We start from the raw sequence: 16,957 nt of genomic DNA on the forward strand, positions 1-16,957 counted from the left end.
CAGCGCCGTCTCAAGGGGAGAGAAACATGCCTTCATCCGCACGCCACAATGCCGGCCGTCGCCTGGCCCTGATCGGCGCCACCTGCCTGTCGTCCGCTTTCATGGGTCTCGCCGCCCAGGCCCAGACCCCTGCAGGCGGGGCGGCCGCAGCGCCCGACACCGTCGAGGAAGTGATCGTCACCGGCTTTCGCAAGAGCCTGACCGACGCCACCAACGCCAAGCGCGACAGCGTCTCGTTCACCGAATCCGTCTTCTCCGAGGACATCGGCAAGTTTCCGGACGCCAATATCGCCGAGTCGCTGAACCGCATTCCCGGCGTGCAACTGACCCGCGAGATCAACGGCGAAGGCCTGAACGTCGCCATCCGCGGCCTGGGCACCAACTTCACCAAGGTTCTGCTGAACGGCGCCCAGGCGGCCGTGGCCTCGTCGGGCCGCACCGACAGCCAGAACCAGAACCGCGAAATCGATCTGGACCTCTATCCGACCGAACTGTTCACCCGTCTGGACGTCCACAAGACCCCGACCGCCGGTCAGGTCGAGGGCGGCGTCGCCGGCGTGGTCAACATGCGCAGCGCCCGGCCGTTCGACTACAAGGCCGCCGGCCAGCTGACCTATTCGATCCAGGCCGGCAAGAACAACCAGGCCGACGACATCAGCCCGCGCGGCTCGCTGATCGGCAGCAAGACCTGGGAAACCCCGGTCGGCGACATCGGCGTGCTGGCGGGCGTGGCCATCGCCCGCAACAAGTCGACCACCGAGGGTTTCGAGACCATCGGCTGGACCAACGCCAACATGAGCTGCACGGGCTGTAATACGACCGGCGGCAACGGCTTCAACTGGGCCTCGACCGTCCCGGCCGGCGTCACCAGCAATGGTCTGACGCCCGGTCAGACAGTCGACACCGCCCTGCTGGCCTCGCTGAACCCGGGCACCAGCCTGGTGCAGCTGAGCGACGCCCTGATCCCGCGTCTGGGCCGCGACAGCTGGAGCTCGGGCGAGCGCAACCGCGACTCGCTGATCGTCTCGCTGGAATGGCGTCCCAACGACGCCCTGAATGTCTATCTCGACACGATGTACAGCCAGGCCAGCCGCGAGTTCGAGCGGATCGACATGAACTGGGTGGTGCGCAACTCCAACTTCATGGTCCCGGTGGGCGTCAAGGTCGACGCTAACAATGTCGTCACCGAGGGCAGCTTCCTCAACTCGCAGTTCTTCCTGGAATATCGTCCCTACAAGGAAGACGTCGAGGTTCTGAACCTGAACCCAGGCTTCACCTGGCGCCCGACCGACTGGCTGAAGCTGGACGGTCAGGTCAACTGGAGCCGCAGCGTCTTCTTCCGCGAGGCCCCGACCGTGCTGTTCAACAGCCCGCTGGGCCAGGGCATGACGGTGACCTATGCCAATAACGGCGGCGATCGCCCCTCGATCAAGCCGAGCAAGAACCTCAACGATCCCGCCCTGGGCTGGGTCTGGGCCGGCGGCCGCGTCAACATCCAGAACGAGAAGCGCGTCACCTCCACCGAGGGCGCCCACTTCGACCTGACGATCGGCGACGACAAGGCGATGAACTTCAAGGTCGGCGCCGCCTATGACGACGTCAGCCGCTCGATCACCGCCATCGACAACAGCGGCCGCTGGCAGACCTTCACCTGCGGCGGCGGCGGCGTCACCCCGCAGAGCCCGGCGCCGACCCCGGTCCCCGGGTGCGACGGTCGCGCCGGCTCGGCCGTCCCGCTGGCCAGCCTGGCCAGCTACATCACCCCCGGCCCGCTGGGCTTCGTGACGCTGGACAAGGACAAGTTCTTCAACGCCACAAACTATGACGCCTTCAACGCGGCGGCGCCCTTCTCCAACTCGGCCGCCACGGGCGCGGCCTCGGGCTTCATCCGCGAGAAGACCACCGGCGCCTATGCCGAATTCAACGGCGTCACCCAGGTGCTGGAGCGCGACCTGCGGATCAATGGCGGTGTGCGCTACTACAACACCGAGCAGACCATCCAGGGTCCGCAGACGGTGAACGGCGTCACCTCGTTCCTCAGCCGCGTCACCAAGTATGACGGCATGCTGCCCTCGTTCAACGCGGCCTGGAACCTGAAGGAAGACATCGTCCTGCGGATGAGCGCCTCGCGCACCATCACCCGCCCCAACCCGTCGGCCATGCTGCCGGGCACCACCTTCAGCGACCCCTCGGCCCAGCAGGCCAACCAGGGCAATCCGAACCTGCAGCCCTATCTGTCGAACAATGTCGACTTCGGCGGCGAATGGTACACGGGCGGCGCGGGCTATGTGGGCGTGGCCCTGTTCCGCAAGGAGCTGACCGGCTTTACCGTCAGCGGCAACAACACCATCCCGTTCCTGCAACTGGGCGTGCCCTACGACCAGCTGACCAATCTGCAACAGCAGGCGATCACCAACCGGGGCGGCCCCAGCGCCGCGACGGTCACGGTCAGCCAGCAGGTCAATGCCGATGGCGTCCTGACCATCCAGGGCCAGGAAGTCACCTGGGTGCAGCCGCTGGACTTCCTGCTCGACGGCGCCGGCTTCACCGCCAACGCCACCCATGTCGAGCAGAACCCGCGCGGCAACGGCGCGCCGGCCAAGGCCGTGGGCGTCTCGCCCTGGGCCTATAACGTCACCGGTTACTATGAGAACCACGGCGCGACGGTTCGCCTGTCCTATGTCTGGAACGACGCCCAGATCTCGTCGGGTCCCAACCAGAACGGCATTCCGCTGGCCGAACTGGGCACGGACGCCCGGGGTCAGTGGGACCTGTCGGCCAGCTATCAGTTCGAGACCCTGCCGACCTCGCCGCGTGTGACCCTGGACGTGATCAACATCACCGAAGAGCCGCAGCGCAGCACCTTCCAGTACGACAACGCCGCCTTCACCTTCTACCAGCCCGGTCGCCAGATCGTGCTGGGCATCCGCGGCAAGTTCTAGGTTTCGCCGACCCCGCCGCCGCGTACCCACGCGGCGGCGGGCCTTTCTCCCCTCACCACCTTTCGCGCGCCCCGCCTTCCCAGGGCCGCGTGATATTCGCGGCGCATTCCCCTCCCGGAATGCGCCGTTTTTTTATGCGGCGAGCGCGCCTAGGCGGACGCCCGCGCCCGGGCCGCCGCCGCGACCACAGCCGCGACGAAGGCGGCGTGAACGCCCTGGGGCATGTCGTGGCCCATGCCCTCGATGATCCGCAGCTCCGCGCCCGGGATCGTCGCGGCGGTGTCCTTGCCACCATCCAGGCGGACCAGCGGATCGGCGTCGCCATGCAAGACGATGGTCGGCGCCGTGATGGTCTTCAGGGCCTCCCGGCGGTCGCCGGACCCGATCACGGCGCACATCTGGCGCGCCATGCCGACGGGATGGTGGGCTCGTTCGATGGCGGCCTTCAGCTTGGGGCGTTCAAGGGCCGGGTCGACCGGCCAGGCCGGGCTCTGGATGACGATCTGAGCCTTCAGGGCGTGGTCGGTCAGGCTGTCGATATCGGTCGCCTCGGGGCGGACATACAGGATCGCCAGCGCCTCGGGCGTCGCCGGCGGCAATGCCGGATTGCCGGTGGTCGACATCACCGAGACCAGTGACAGCACCCTGGCCGAATGTCGCGCCGCCAGCGTCTGGCCGATCATGCCGCCCATCGAGACCCCGGCCACGTGGGCGCGCTCAATGCCCAGAGCGTCGAGCAGACCCGCGGCGTCGTCGGCCATGTCTTCGAGCAGGTAAGGAACGTCCGGCTTGCGGCCGCCCGCTATGGCCGTGAACACCGCCGGCATGTCCGGCGCGCCGGCTTCGTCGAGCCAGGTGGACAGGCCGATGTCGCGATTGTCGAAGCGGACAACCCGAAAGCCCTCGCCCACCAGCTGCTCGACGATCTCCATCGGCCAGCGCGTCAGCTGCTGGCCCAGGCCCATGACCAGCAACAGCGGCTCGCCGTCGTCGTGGCCATGCACGTCATATTCGATCTCGATACCGTTGGCGGCGACCCTGGCCATTTGCGTCTGCTCCCTTTTGAGGGGAGCTTACGGACGCGATGAAGCGGGTCAAACAGTTGTTGGGCTGCCTAGATCCCCGGCGCGTAGGGGAAGCTCATCGCCTGATAGGCCTCCAGCGACAGCGGCGGCGCGTTTTCGCCCGCCGGCAGCGGGCGCTGCGAGAAGGTCTGGAACCAGGACACCGAGGCGTCGCGCCACCACTGGGCCTCGCTGCGCTGGATCTTCAGGAAGGCGGCGACCTGAGCGTGGCGCTCGGCATCGACATAGGGGGCCATGTCACCCCAGGTCTCGCCCATGGCGTCCACCCCGGCCACGCCGCGCGAATAGTGGGTGACCAGGCCGTCCCACAGGGTCTGACCCGACTTCAGGCGATAGTCCCACGGCAGGTGGTGGAACCACAGCAGGTCCTTCTCGTCGACGCAGTTGAGGTCAGCGAAACAGGCCCCGACCGGGGCCGCATATTGCGCCACCGCGTTGCTGCCCTTGGCGGTGCGGTCAAAGCCGACCCCGTTCGCCCCGGCCTTGGCGTAATAGACACTGGTCCAGTCGGCGCGCTCGCCGCCGCTGACCCAGGGACCCGGGCCATAGTGGTGGCTGCGGCCCATCTGATGGTGCAGGCCCAGCGGCGTCATGTAGTCGACCACGGTCTCGCGCGAACTCATCATCATGTCGACGACCGGCGTCACGAAGCGCTTGTCGTTGCTGAAGGTCATCCTGGCCCAGTCGGCGGCGATATCGCGGCTGGAAGCTTCGGGATCCCAGGCCAGCCGGCCAAAGACGTACCAGTTGGCCTGGTCGAAGTGCGAGCCGCTCCAGTTGCGGTCCACGCCGATATTGGCCACGCCGGCCATGGCGGTCAGCTTGCGACCGTCCAGCGCGCCCTCGACCACCTTGGCCACCGTCGAGCCCTTGCCCTTGGCGAAGGTGTCGGCCCGCAGGGTCTCCTCGTACATCGGGCCCAGATAGGCCAGGTGGGTGGCGAAGCCGAGATATTCCTTGGTGATCTGGAACTCCATGCCGAGGTTGGATTTGGGCATGGCCCCGAACAGCGGGTGGAAAGGCTCGCGCGGCTGGAAGTCGATCGCGCCGTTCTTGACCTGGATCACCACATTGTCGCGGAACTGGCCGTCGAACGGCTTGAACTCCGAATAGCCCTGCTTGGCGCGATCGTCAGGCTGCTCGTGCGAATAGACAAAGGCCCGCCAGATCACGACGCCGCGCGATCCGATGGCGTCGGCCAGCGTGTTGGCGCCGTCCACGTGGGTCGCGCCATAGTCCTGGGGACCGGGCTGCCCCTCGGAATTGGCTTTCACGAGGAAGCCGCCGAAGTCGGGAATGACCTTGTAGATCTCGTCGGCCTTGGCCTTCCAGAACGCCTTCACGGCCGGGTCGCGCGGGTCGGCGGTCTTCAGGCCGCCGATCTCGATGGGCGAGGAAAACCGCGCCGTCAGATAGACCTTGATGCCATAGGGCCGGAACACGTCGGCCAGGGCCCCGGCCTTGGCGATCCAGGGCGCGGTCAGGCTGACGGACTTGGCGTTGACGTTGTTCAGAACCGTGCCGTTGACGCCGATCGAAGCGTTGGCGCGGGCATAGTCGACATAGCGCGGGTCGGCGCTGTAGGCCGGCAGCTTCCACCAGTCCCAGATCGACTGGCCCGCATAGCCGCGCTCGACGCTGCGATCCAGGTTGTCCCAGTGGTTGAGCATCCGCAAGCGGACCTTGGGAGCGGACGCGATGTTCAAGTTATCCACAGGCTGGCGGGTCTGGATCAGCGACAGGTAGCGGTAGACGCCATAGAGGGCGCCGACGTCGCGGTTGGCGGCGATCACCGTGGTCGCCTTGCCGTCCACGCTCAGGGTGCGGATCAGATAGCCCTCGTCGCCGGCGGCCTGCAGCGGCAGGGCCAGCCTGGCGATGGCGGGCGAGCTGGCCGGCGTGCCGATCAGGATGACGCGGCCCGTCTGCGGTGAGGGCGCACCGACCAGGCCGGTGAGACCGCGTTCCAGCTCGGCCCGGGCCACCTTCAGGGTCGGGGTGTCGGCGACGGGCGCGATGACGGCAGGCGCATAGCCGGCCGTGGCCTCAACGGGTCGATAGCGCAGCCACAGGTCATGGCCATCCTCGGCATGGGCGACGGGAGCCGTCAGCAGCAATAGGCCGGTGAGGATCGCAACTAACCGCATCAGTCCACTCCCTGATCTTTCTCTTCCCCGCTCTCCCCGGCGAAAGCCGGGGCCCAGATCGAACCCGGTGGCGCCGCAGTCCTGGCGAGGCCCAAGGCGCGTCACCGCTCACCTTCCGGGATGAATCTGGGCCCCGGCTTTCGCCGGGGAGAGCGGCTTCTTTGAAACAGTCGTCCCATCCTACAGGAAGAGGTCGACACGCCTACATGTAGTGGTCTGACCACTGGGTTGACAACCCATTCCCCACCGTTAAACCGAGGGTCATGTCCAAGATCATCGCCGCCAAGACCATCGTCACCTGCCCGGGCCGCAACTTCGTCACGCTGAAGATCGTGACCGAGGACGGGACCTACGGCGTCGGCGACGCCACGCTGAACGGGCGCGAACTGGCGGTCGAGGCCTACCTGACCGAACATGTCATCCCCTGCCTGATCGGCCGCGACGCGCACACGATCGAGGACATCTGGCAGTATCTCTACAAGGGCGCTTACTGGCGTCGCGGCCCGGTGACGATGTCGGCCATCGCGGCGGTCGACATGGCGCTGTGGGACATCAAGGGCAAGGTCGCCGGCCTGCCCCTGTATCAGCTGCTGGGCGGGGCCTGCCGCTCGAGCGTCATGGTCTATGGCCACGCCAATGGCGAGACGATCGACGAGACCCTGACCAACGCCGCCGCCTATGCGCAGCAGGGCTACAAGGCCATCCGCCTGCAGTCGGGCGTGCCCGGCATGAAGGGGACCTACGGCGTCTCCAAGGACAAGTTCTTCTACGAACCGGCCGACAGCGACCTGCCCAAGGAAACCATCTGGTCGACCGAGAAATATCTGCGGGCCGTGCCCGAACTGTTCAAGGCCGCCCGCGAGCGGTTGGGCTGGGACATTCACCTGCTGCACGACGTCCATCATCGCCTGACCCCAATCGAGGCTGGCCGTCTGGGCAAGGACCTGGAGCCCTATCGTCCCTTCTGGATGGAAGACTGCACCCCGGCCGAGAACCAGGAGAATTTCCGGCTGGTGCGCCAGCACACCACCACCCCTCTGGCCGTGGGCGAGGTGTTCAATTCGATCTGGGACTGCAAGACCCTGATCCAGGAACAGCTGATCGACTATATCCGCGCCACCGTGGTGCATGCCGGCGGCATTACCCACCTGCGCAAGATCGCCGGCTTCGCCGACCTCTACAACGTCCGCACCGGCTGCCACGGGGCTACCGACCTGTCGCCGATCAGCATGGCCGCAGCCCTGCACTTCGACCTGTCGATCCCTAATTTCGGCATCCAGGAATACATGCGCCACACGCCCGAGACCGACGCGGTGTTCCCCCATGCCTACACCTTCGAGGACGGCATGCTGCATCCGGGCGAGGCGCCGGGCCTGGGCGTGGATATCGACGAAACCCTGGCGGCCGGCCATCCCTACAAGCGCGCCTATCTGCCGGTGGCCCGCCGCGAAGACGGCGCGATGCATGACTGGTGAAACGGATCGGCAAACCGCCGCTACGGGAAAAGGGCGAGCGAAGGTCGAGAATCTGCGTGATACTTGAGGTGCAACAGATCTGAACCGGCGTCCGCGCCACCCGAGATTAGAAGCACTGTCCATGGCCGATAACGTCAAGCTCTACCGCCGCATCGCCGACACCGTGGCCGACGCCATCGAGGCCGGGCACTACAAGCTCGGCGACCGCCTGCCGACCGAGCGCGAACTGGCCGAGCAGTTCGGGGTCAGCCGCCCCACCCTGCGCGAGGCGATGATCGCCCTGGAAATGCTGGGCATGATCGAGGCCCGCCATGGCCTGGGCATCTATGTCACCAGCAATGCCCGCCCCGCCGCCCCGCCCCACGAGATCGACTTCGAGATCGGCGCCTTCGAGCTGATCGAGGCCCGCCGCCTGTTCGAGGGCGAGGCCGCCGCCCTGGCCGCCACCTCGATTGACGACGCCCAGCTGGCCCAGCTGGAGGCCCTGATGGTGCGGATGCACGAGGAAGAGGAAATCACCGGCGAGGACGCCGACCGCGAGTTCCACATGATCATCGCCCGGGCCACCGGCAACGGCGCGATCATCGCCACCATCGAGAACCTGTGGGACTGGCGCAACCGCTCGCCCCTGGCCCGCAACATCCTGGCCCGCGCCCGCGGCATGGGCCTGGAGCCCCGCATCAACGAGCACCGCCGGGTGTTCGAGGCCCTGAAGGCCCGCGACCCCGCTGCCGCGCGACAGGCGATGCGCGACCACCTGGAACGGGTGATCGAACACCTGCTGCACGCCACCGAGACCGAGGCCGTCCAGCGCGCCAAGCAGGAAACCAGCACGCGGCGCGATGCGATCGCCAAGCGGGTGGCGATCTAGGCGCGGTGCCACCTGCTAGGCGAAGAGCCGCGATCAGGCTCCTTGTATCGTGGCCCCACGGCCGACAACCGAGAAGGAGTGGCGGAGAAAGTTACCCCGGCCGCGCCACCAAAAGACCTCTTAGAACAGCTTATAGGAGAAGCCGATTTCCAAGGTCTGGTCATCCTTGCGGTCGAATGGCAGCTTGCCGGTGCTGTAGCCGACGAACAGGTCTTTGCCCAAGCCGAAACGAACCGTGGCCAGCTGATGAAGGTCAAGATCAACGGCCTTGATCACCGTGGGCGCGTCGAGCTCCTTGAACAGGCGATAGTTGAACTCGATCGTCGGCACCATGTCCCAGCCGGTGCGGAACATGTACAGCGCCTCGATATCCAAGCGCTCATAGTCGTCCAGATCGGTCACGCCTAGCGCCTTTTGACGCTCCTTGTCCTCGCCCGGCTCGACGAGGCCATACTTGAGATCGAGGCCCAAGAAGTCGTTGGACGCCAATAGATCGCGTTGTCCGTAGCTGCCTCGCGCGCCCCAAACCACCTGCTCGTTCTCGAAGCCTTGATCGGTCTCGCCCTTGACGAAGCCGCCAACCAGTAACCGACCCCAGCCGGTCTCATAGCCTGGGTCCCAGTCGATATTCAGGCCTAGAGAAAGATCCAGAAAGTTTTTTGGATTGCGTTCCGCATCGGCCGTGGCCGTGCCTGATCCATCGACCGAGAACGTCACTGCTCCCCGGCTGGGCGTGGGGTCCGGTAAAGCGTTTCCCCTGTCGGAACTGGATAGGTCCTTGAGCTTGAACGTCTTCTGGTAAGCGTATTCCAACGCCACGGTGGCCCCGGCGTCAGCGCTGGAGTCCAGCACCTTCGGCTCGATCGTGAAGCCTTCCTTCGGATCCTCGGCGGCGCTGGCGACGCCAGCGATCAGGGCAGCGGTAATCGCGCCCGCTAGAACGGTAAAGCCCTTCATCACTCGCTCCTATTCGTTTGGAAACTTCAGGCTCTTGTCGACCACCTCGGCCAACTTCTTGAGCGTGGCGTCCTTGGACGCGAAGACGGCTTCAACATCATCGAGCATCTTGTAGGATTCCTTGGCCGCCTCCTCCTTCAAGACAGTGTAGTTCTTGATCAGCAGGTACCAGAATTTCTTGGCGGCTTGGGACGCAGCCAACTTCAGAAGAGCGTCGTTGCCTGTGGTCTGAGGCCAGTAAAATAAACTGGACATTTCGACATCCGAAGCCTTTTCAAAGGGAATGTCCGAGTCCTCGAACTCGTTCATGAACTTATCCCCTTCGAGAATCTTGTAGGTCGCGACGCAGGCCATTTTGCTGTCGGACCAAGCGTATTCGCTTTTGACTGGCGCCTTAGCCATCTTCACCTCCCGCTGAGCCGGGCGACGCGCACCCAACCATCTGACGAACCGGCCTGAGAATGCCGCCAGGGTTGTATAACACGATTATGCAGAAGGTTAACAAGCGTTGCTGTTTCGGCACGAAGAGAGTGACGGGCCAACGCCGCACGCTCTCCACCGACCCCAGATAGCCGCTCTCCGCCGGCCGCAGGCGGCGGTCGGGGAGAGCGGAAGCAAGGCTCAGTTCACATCCATCTCGAACGGCACGGCCGGCAGGCCCGCGCTGTCGAAGAGGTTGAACGTCGGGCTGTCGGCCCAGGCGAACCGCACCTTGGCGGCCTCAGCGCCGGCTGGAGCGGTCAGCACGACGCTCGCCCTGTCGATCCGGGCGTCGGCCCAGCGGCAGGCCTTGGCGGCGTCGCAGAGCTCGAAGCCAATCACCCGGTCCGACCCGCGCGAGACCAGCGTCCCGCCGATCTGGTCGAAACCAACGACGACCGTGTCCCCGACCCGCTTGGCCGAGACCGGCGCCGGCCCCGTGGTCACGGCGTCGCCTGCGATGCGGCGGGCGGCCAGGGCCAGGCGGCGGCCGACCTCCTGCTTGTTGGCGGGGTGGATGTCGAAGGGGTCGCCGATGTCGGTGGTCACGGCCAGACTCGCCTGCGGATCGGCGACGACGGCCCGACGCTGGGCCTCGCGCAGGGCCGCCGTGCCAAAGGCGCCGGGCGTTGTCGCGAACGCGCCATAGCTGGCCAACTGGGCGATAACGACCGGCATGTCCGGCGCCATGCCCGCGCGGCGCTCGGCGACGAAGGCCGTCTGCAGGGCCGCATAGGTCTGGTCGCGGCCGACATTGGTCTCGCCCTGATACCAGGCCAGTCCGCCGTAGGCGTAAGGCCCCATGGGCGCCAGCATGCCGTTATGGAGGGTCGAGACCCCGGCCAGGGTGTCCCACGGCGCACGGGGCGGATCGGCGCCGACACGGGGCTCGATGCGGTAGGTCCAGACGTTCAGCGCCAGGCGCGTCCCGTCGGCCAGCACCAACGCTCTTTTCGAGGGATCTCCGTACATCCCGCCATTGGCATAGGTGTCATAGGCCGAGACGACGATGGTGTTCCGGCCCGCCTTCAACGCGCCGGCGGCCAGCGGATACGACCGCTCCAGCCACGCGCCCGAGGTCGCGCCGACACCCACGCCATTCAGATAGGTCGCATCCATCTCGTCGACCTGGCCGAGGTTCAGGGTCGCGGCCTGCCGAGCCTGGGCGGCGGTCAGCATCACCTCGGTCTTGAACCAGACCACGCCGTTGAAGGCCGCCAGCTCGGCGACGCCCCAGCGCTCCCAGACGCCCAGGTCCCTGGGTGCGGCTGCCCAGGCGCCGGCGCCTGTCCAGGGCGCGGTCGCGGCCTCGCCCGGATGCTTGGGCGCCCACCAGGCCTTGATCGTCTCACCCCAGCGGCGGCTGGCGGCGGCGGGGTCCTTCAGGGACAGGTTCAGGGTGTCGATGGCTTCGTCATAACCACCGACCTTGCGCAGCGCCGCCGGCGTCATCCAGGCCTCGATCCCCGATCCGCCCCATGAGGCGTGGATCAGGCCCAGCGGGACGTTGCGGGTCTTCTGCAGCTCGCGGGCGAAGTAGAAGCAGCTGGCCGAGAACGAGCCCACGGTGTCCTTCGTCGTCGGCTTCCAGACCGGCGGCTTGGCGAAGTTGGCTTTGGGCGCGCGGCCGTCGGCCTTTTCGATGGTCACCATGCGGATGGCGTCGTTGGGCGCGCCGTTGTTGATCTGGTTCCAGGCGTCGCCGGAGGCCTGGACCTGCATCTCCATGTTCGACTGGCCCGAGCACAGCCAGACATCGCCGGCCAGCACGTCGCGGACGGTCTGGGTCTTGGCCGCCGTACTAGCGGTCAGGTCGTAGGGGCCGCCGGCCGGGGTTGCGGGGAGGTCCAGGCGCCAGGCGCCGTCGGGGCCGGCCGTGGCGCTGGCGGTCTTGCCGGCGAAGGCGACGGTCACGGCCTCGCCCGGCGCTGCGGTTCCGAACACCGGCAGCGGGCGGTCGCGCTGCACCACCGCGTGGTCGGCGAACAGGGCGTTAAGGAGGTCCTGGGCGGCGGCGGGGCCGGTCAGCAGGGCGGCGAGCAGGATCGGTGCGGCGAGGCGCATGCAGATCTCCCTATCGACCGCTCCAACGGCGGTTCTTTGTGCTCAAAAATGCTTGTCATCCCGGCCGGACCCCGGCGAAGGCCGGGGGGAGAGCCGGGACCCAGGGGCCAATGCAGTGCGGTTGCCCCTGGGTCCCGGATAGCCTCTGCGAGGCTTCCGGGATGACAAGATGTTTGGTGGATCAGACCACCGTCAGCGTCGTCTTCTTCAGGTCCACCGAATTGGGCCCGACCATGATCTCGAAGGCGCCCGGCTCGACCACGCGCTTCATCTCCAGGTTCCAGAACCACAGGTCCGACGGCGCGATCTCGAAGGCCACGGTGGTCTTGGCGCCGGCTGCCAGGGTGACGCGCTTGAAGTGCTTCAGCTCCAGCAGCGGACGGGTCACCGAGGCGGCCACGTCGCGGACATAGAGCTGCACCACTTCATCACCCGCGACCTTGCCGGTGTTGGTCACATCCACCTCGACCTTGACCTTCTCGCCCTGGGCGATGCTGGCCCTGGCCAGGCGCGGGGCCGAGATGTCGAAGCTGGTGTAGGAGAGGCCGAAACCGAACGGGTAGAGCGGGCTGGTCTTCTCGTCGAACAGATAGCCCCGGCGCGCGGTGGGCTTGCGGTTGTAGTAGATCGGCAGCTGGCCGACATTGCGGGCGATGCTAACGGGCAGCTTGCCGCCTGGATTGGCGCGGCCAAACAGGATGTCGGCGCCGGCCGTGCCGGTCTGCTCGCCCAGGTACCAGCCCTCGATGATGGCGTCGGCGCGCTGCGCCAGCAGGTTGATCGACAGCGGACGGCCGTTGAGCAGGAACACCACGGTGGGCTTGCCCAGGTCGAAGATCGCCTTGGCCAGGTCGTTCTGCTGGCCGATCAGGTCCAGATCGTTGCGGTCGCCCAGGTGGTTGTCGGCCCAGGCCTCGCGGCTGGTCTGCTCGTTGTCGCCCAGCACCATGACCACGACGTCGGCGTTCCTGGCCACTTCGACGGCCTCGGCGATCAGCCTGGCGTTGACGGCCGGGTCGATCAGCTTGACCTCATCGGCGGCCCAGACGCGGCGCTCGGTGATCCGGACGGCCTCGGCATAGTCGAGTTGGAAGCCCGCCGCCTTGGCCTCGGCGGTCAGCCCTTCCAGCAGCGAGACCACGTGCTTGGGCTCGTCGGAATAGCCGCCGATCGGGGTGTCGCGGGCGTGGGTGCCCAGCAGCGCCATGCGCTTGATCGCCTTGCCGTTCAGCGGCAGCAGGCCCTTGTCGTTCTTCAGCAGCACCACCGACTTGCGCGCGGCTTCGCGGGCCAGGGCGATGGCTTCGACCGTATTGTTCTTGGCCTCGGCGGTCTTCTCGTCGGCATAGGGGTTTTCGAAGAAGCCGCCCTCAAACTTCATCGTCAGCACCCGGGCGACGGCGGCGTCGACCTTCTCCAGCGAGACGCGGCCTTCCTTCACCAGCTGCGGCAGCAGGGCATAGGCCTCACCGTCGGGCAGCTCGACATCGACGCCGGCATTGATCGCCATCACGGCGGTGTCGGCCAGACTGTCGGTCATCTTGTGGCGCGAGATCAGTTCCTTGATGGCGAAATAGTCGCTCTGGACCGAGCCCTGATAGCCCCACTCGGTGCGCAGGATGTCGGTCAGCAGCCAGTGGCTGGCGTGCGAGGGCACCCCGTCGATCTCGTTATAGCTGGGCATCACCGACCGCACGGGCAGCTCCGTCACCGCCCGTTCGAACGGCGGGAAGAAGTTCTCGCGCAGGGTCCGCTCGGCGATCTGGGCGGGGCCAACATTGGTGCCGTTCTCGGGCTGGCCGTGGCCGGTCATGTGCTTGAGGGTGACGAACACCTTGTCTTTGGCCAGCGGCAGGGTCTTGCCTTGGAAGCCGCGAATGGCGGCCAGGCCGATCTCGGCGCACAGGTGCGGATCCTCGCCATAGGTCTCCTCGATGCGGCCCCAGCGCGGGTCTCGGGCCACGTCGACTACAGGAGCCAGGGCCATGTTGGAGCCGCGCGCGCGCATCTCCTTGGCGGCCATCGAGAAGATCTTCTCGACCAGCTCGGTGTCGAAGCTGGAGGCCAGGGCGATGGCCTGAGGATAGCTTGTGGCGTCGCGGGCCACATAGCCGTGCAGGGCCTCGTCATGCATCAGCATCGGGATGCCCAGGCGGGTGTTCTCCATCGACCACTTCTGGGCGGCGTTGGTGTAGCGGGCGGTGTCGCGGGCGTTGCGGCCCTTGGTGCCGTCCTCGACCCCGGCGGCGGCGTCGACCACGACGGCGGGTTTCAGACCCCGGCGGTCGGTCGGACGCGAGATCTGGCCCAGGCCGTTGGGGAAGCTCTTGCCGGCCGCCTCGGCCGAGAACTCGCCTTCAGGCGTCTGGATGGCGGCCTTGGTCAGCCAGATGCCGATCAGCTGGGCGGCCTTCTCCTCGATCGCCATGCGACCCAGCAGGTCCTTGACCCGGGCGTCGACCGGCTGAGTCGGATCCTTGTAGAGCGGCTTGCCGCCTGCGCCCTGCAGGGCGGCGACCGAGACGCCCGGCGCGGTGGCGGCGGCGATGGCGGCGAGGCTGGCGCCGAACAGACGGCGGGTGATGGCGTGTGTCATCTGGTTCGTTTCCCCGGAGGTCTCGTCGTTGGTTGACGGCTGTATGGCCGCCTTGCCGACCACTATGGGGGAGGTTGTCAGACCACTCAAGAAAAGAATGGTAGCGGTCTCATTCATCTAAACCCTCTTCCAGAGGGAGAGGGCGGGGCCCGCGCCGAAGGCGTGGGAGGGTGAGGGGTTACGCCCTCACCCGGAGGCCGGCACGCCGTCAGACGCTGTAACCCCTCACCTCCCACCGCTACGCGGCGGGCCCCTCCTCTCCCTCTGGGAGAGGATCAAGAAGGGGCGATCACCCCTGCCACCCGTCGATCACCCGATCCAGCACCGTCAACGGCACCGGCCCGACCAGCAGGCCCGTGTCGTGGAATCGCCGGATGTCGAACTTTGCCCCCAGCCGCGCCTTCGTCCGCTCGCGCGCCTTGGCCCAGACCGTGTGGCCGACCTTGTACGAACAGGCCTGGCCGGGATTGGCGCAGTAGCGTTCAACCTCGCTGGTGATCCGGCCCTCCGGCTCGCCGCCGGTCTCCATCATGTAGGCGATGGCCTTTTCGCGGCTCCAGCCCTTGGTGTGGATGCCGGTGTCGACCACGCAGCGGGCGGCGCGGAACAGCCGGGCCTGGTACATGCCCAGCAGGCCCAGCTCGTCGTCGTCATAGACGCCCATCTCCATGGCCACCTGCTCGGCATACAGCGCCCAACCCTCGGTATTGGCCGAGAAGCCCATGTTCTGGCGCAGGCGCGGCAGGCTGCTTTCCGCCACCAGGGCCAGCTGGAAGTGATGGCCCGGCGCGGCCTCGTGATAGGTCAGGGTCGGCAGCGACCAGCGCGGACGATCGGCCGTGTCGCGCAGGTTGATGTAGAAGGCGCCCGGCCGCGAGCCGTCCAGGGCCGGCCGCTCATAATAGCCGCCCGCCGCGCCGGCCTCGGTATAGGCCGGGATGCGGCGGACCTCGACCGGGGTCTTGGGCGTCACGCCAAACCATTGCGGCAGCTTGGGCGCCAGGTCGGCGATCAGCTTGTTGCAATAGGCCAGCATCTGGGCGCGGCCTTCGTCGGTATTGGGATAGGTCTGGGTCGGGTCAGTATTCAGCGAGGCCACCCGCGCCCCAACGCTGCCCTGGGTCAGGCCGCGCTTCTTGAGGATGGCGTCCATCTTGGCGCTGATTTCGGCGCCCTCCTCCAGGCCCAGGCGGTGGACCTGGTCGGCGGTCATGTCGGTGGTCGTGTAAATCTTCAGCAGGCCCGCATAATAGGCGTCGCCGTCCTTCAGACGGTTGAGGCCCGCGTCGTGCGTGGCCTTGGCGCGAGCGGCCTTCAGCACCTCGATCTGGCGGTCGAGCGCCGGGTGCACCGTGCCGGCCAGCAGCGCGGCGGCCTTGCCTTCATAGTCACCATAGGGCTTGGCCCGGCGGGCCAGCGAGGCGACCAGCACGTTCTTGTCGGCCGGCAGGGCGCGGAACTTGCCCAGCTGGGCGATGGCCTTGTCGAGCATGAAGTCGGCCGGGATCACGCCCTTGCCGGCGTCGGCGGCGAAGCGCTCGCTCTCCTGGTCCAGCACCGTGGCGAAGGCGGCCATGCGCGACAGATAGGTCTCGGCGTCGGCCGCCGACTCGACCTTGTGCTTGGTGTCCAGGAAGCTGGGCGTCGAGGAATAGGCCCCGTAGTACTGGGTCAGCACATAGGGCCGGCTGATCGCGCCATAGTCGAAGCCCGCGACCGCCGCGCGGCTTTCGTACTGGAACATGGCGGTGTCGTAGTTGACGGCGTCGTCGCCGGAGAGCGCCTTGCGGTCGATCGCCTTCAGGCGCTGGACGCGCTGGCCGGGCTGGGCCCGGTCCTTGATCCAGCCCGCGATCGAGCGGTCGCCCAGCTTGCCGCGCGCATCGGCGTGGGCGCCGGTGTCGAGGCCCAGATTGGTGGCCTGTTCGGGGCTGTCGGACAGGTCCTCGTCGAAGAAGGCGTCGAACAGCTTGTAGAGCTCGGTCTTGGCGCTGTTGGGGGTGTCAGCGGCCTGGGCCGGAAGCGCGGTGGCGAGCGCGGTGGCGGCCGCCCCCATCATGATCTGGCGACGGTCAAACTTCGACATGAAAGGCCCCTGCGACTGAACGATCCCGCCAGCGGTCGCGCTTTGCGGGGGCAAATCAGTCACCCGGCGAGGGCATGTCGTCAAGCCGGAGAGCGGCCTGCAAGCCGCCCAAGAAAAAGGGCCCGTCTGGGCATGACGGGCCCTTCGACTTTGGAGATCGTTCGAAGATGGAGGATCCTGAACACCGCGACCCTACGCCCAACCCCAGCGAGGGGCACCTCCACATATTGTCGCAAGGCCGGATGTCCGGCACT

At 66.8% G+C, this 16,957-nt stretch carries 10 protein-coding genes; 3 read left to right on the plus strand and 7 right to left on the minus strand.

Translation table 11 applies throughout. The features are described 5' to 3' along the window. The first annotated feature begins 26 nt into the window (after positions 1-26). Positions 27-2,942: a TonB-dependent receptor gene (locus ACN2C7_RS15775; protein ID WP_419318076.1), complete on the plus strand. Its 2,916-nt coding sequence runs from the start codon at positions 27-29 to the stop codon at positions 2,940-2,942. A gap of 149 nt (positions 2,943-3,091) precedes the next feature. Here ACN2C7_RS15775 and ACN2C7_RS15780 read toward each other — a convergent pair whose 3' ends face one another. Together ACN2C7_RS15780 and ACN2C7_RS15785 are read right to left on the minus strand one after the other, a co-directional pair. Beyond that, positions 3,092-3,988 (minus strand): alpha/beta fold hydrolase, encoded by an 897-nt coding sequence (locus tag ACN2C7_RS15780; RefSeq protein ID WP_419318078.1) that lies wholly within the window; start codon positions 3,986-3,988, stop codon positions 3,092-3,094. Between the two features lie 68 nt (positions 3,989-4,056). Next, entirely contained in the window at positions 4,057-6,174 is a 2,118-nt protein-coding gene (locus tag ACN2C7_RS15785) for an alpha-glucuronidase family glycosyl hydrolase (RefSeq protein ID WP_419318080.1), read from the minus strand. 263 nt (positions 6,175-6,437) lie between these two features. Between ACN2C7_RS15785 and manD the strand changes: the two genes are divergently transcribed. Together manD and ACN2C7_RS15795 are read left to right on the plus strand one after the other, a co-directional pair. Next, positions 6,438-7,649, plus strand: coding sequence for a D-mannonate dehydratase ManD (gene manD / locus ACN2C7_RS15790; protein ID WP_419318082.1), 1,212 nt, complete (start codon positions 6,438-6,440; stop codon positions 7,647-7,649). Positions 7,650-7,770: 121 nt separating this feature from the next. Beyond that, positions 7,771-8,520 (plus strand): FadR/GntR family transcriptional regulator, encoded by a 750-nt coding sequence (locus ACN2C7_RS15795; RefSeq protein WP_419318084.1) that lies wholly within the window; start codon positions 7,771-7,773, stop codon positions 8,518-8,520. A 120-nt stretch (positions 8,521-8,640) separates the two neighbouring features. On the opposite strand, the gene ACN2C7_RS15800 is transcribed toward ACN2C7_RS15795, so the two are convergent. From ACN2C7_RS15800 to ACN2C7_RS15820, 5 genes are all read right to left on the minus strand, one after another. Next, positions 8,641-9,477, minus strand: a complete 837-nt coding sequence (locus ACN2C7_RS15800; protein ID WP_419318085.1) for a hypothetical protein — start codon at positions 9,475-9,477, stop codon at positions 8,641-8,643. Positions 9,478-9,486: 9 nt separating this feature from the next. Beyond that, complete coding sequence (locus tag ACN2C7_RS15805) at positions 9,487-9,879, minus strand: hypothetical protein (RefSeq protein ID WP_419318087.1); 393 nt, start codon at positions 9,877-9,879, stop codon at positions 9,487-9,489. 219 nt (positions 9,880-10,098) lie between these two features. After that, positions 10,099-12,021, minus strand: coding sequence for a sialate O-acetylesterase (locus ACN2C7_RS15810; protein ID WP_419318089.1), 1,923 nt, complete (start codon positions 12,019-12,021; stop codon positions 10,099-10,101). 181 nt (positions 12,022-12,202) lie between these two features. Continuing rightward, complete coding sequence (locus ACN2C7_RS15815) at positions 12,203-14,617, minus strand: glycoside hydrolase family 3 N-terminal domain-containing protein (RefSeq protein ID WP_419318091.1); 2,415 nt, start codon at positions 14,615-14,617, stop codon at positions 12,203-12,205. A gap of 289 nt (positions 14,618-14,906) precedes the next feature. Beyond that, positions 14,907-16,703, minus strand: a complete 1,797-nt coding sequence (locus ACN2C7_RS15820; RefSeq protein ID WP_419318093.1) for a DUF885 domain-containing protein — start codon at positions 16,701-16,703, stop codon at positions 14,907-14,909. Positions 16,704-16,957 lie beyond the last annotated feature (254 nt).

The organism is Caulobacter sp. ErkDOM-E (genome assembly GCF_048541895.1).
GTDB lineage: Bacteria > Pseudomonadota > Alphaproteobacteria > Caulobacterales > Caulobacteraceae > Caulobacter.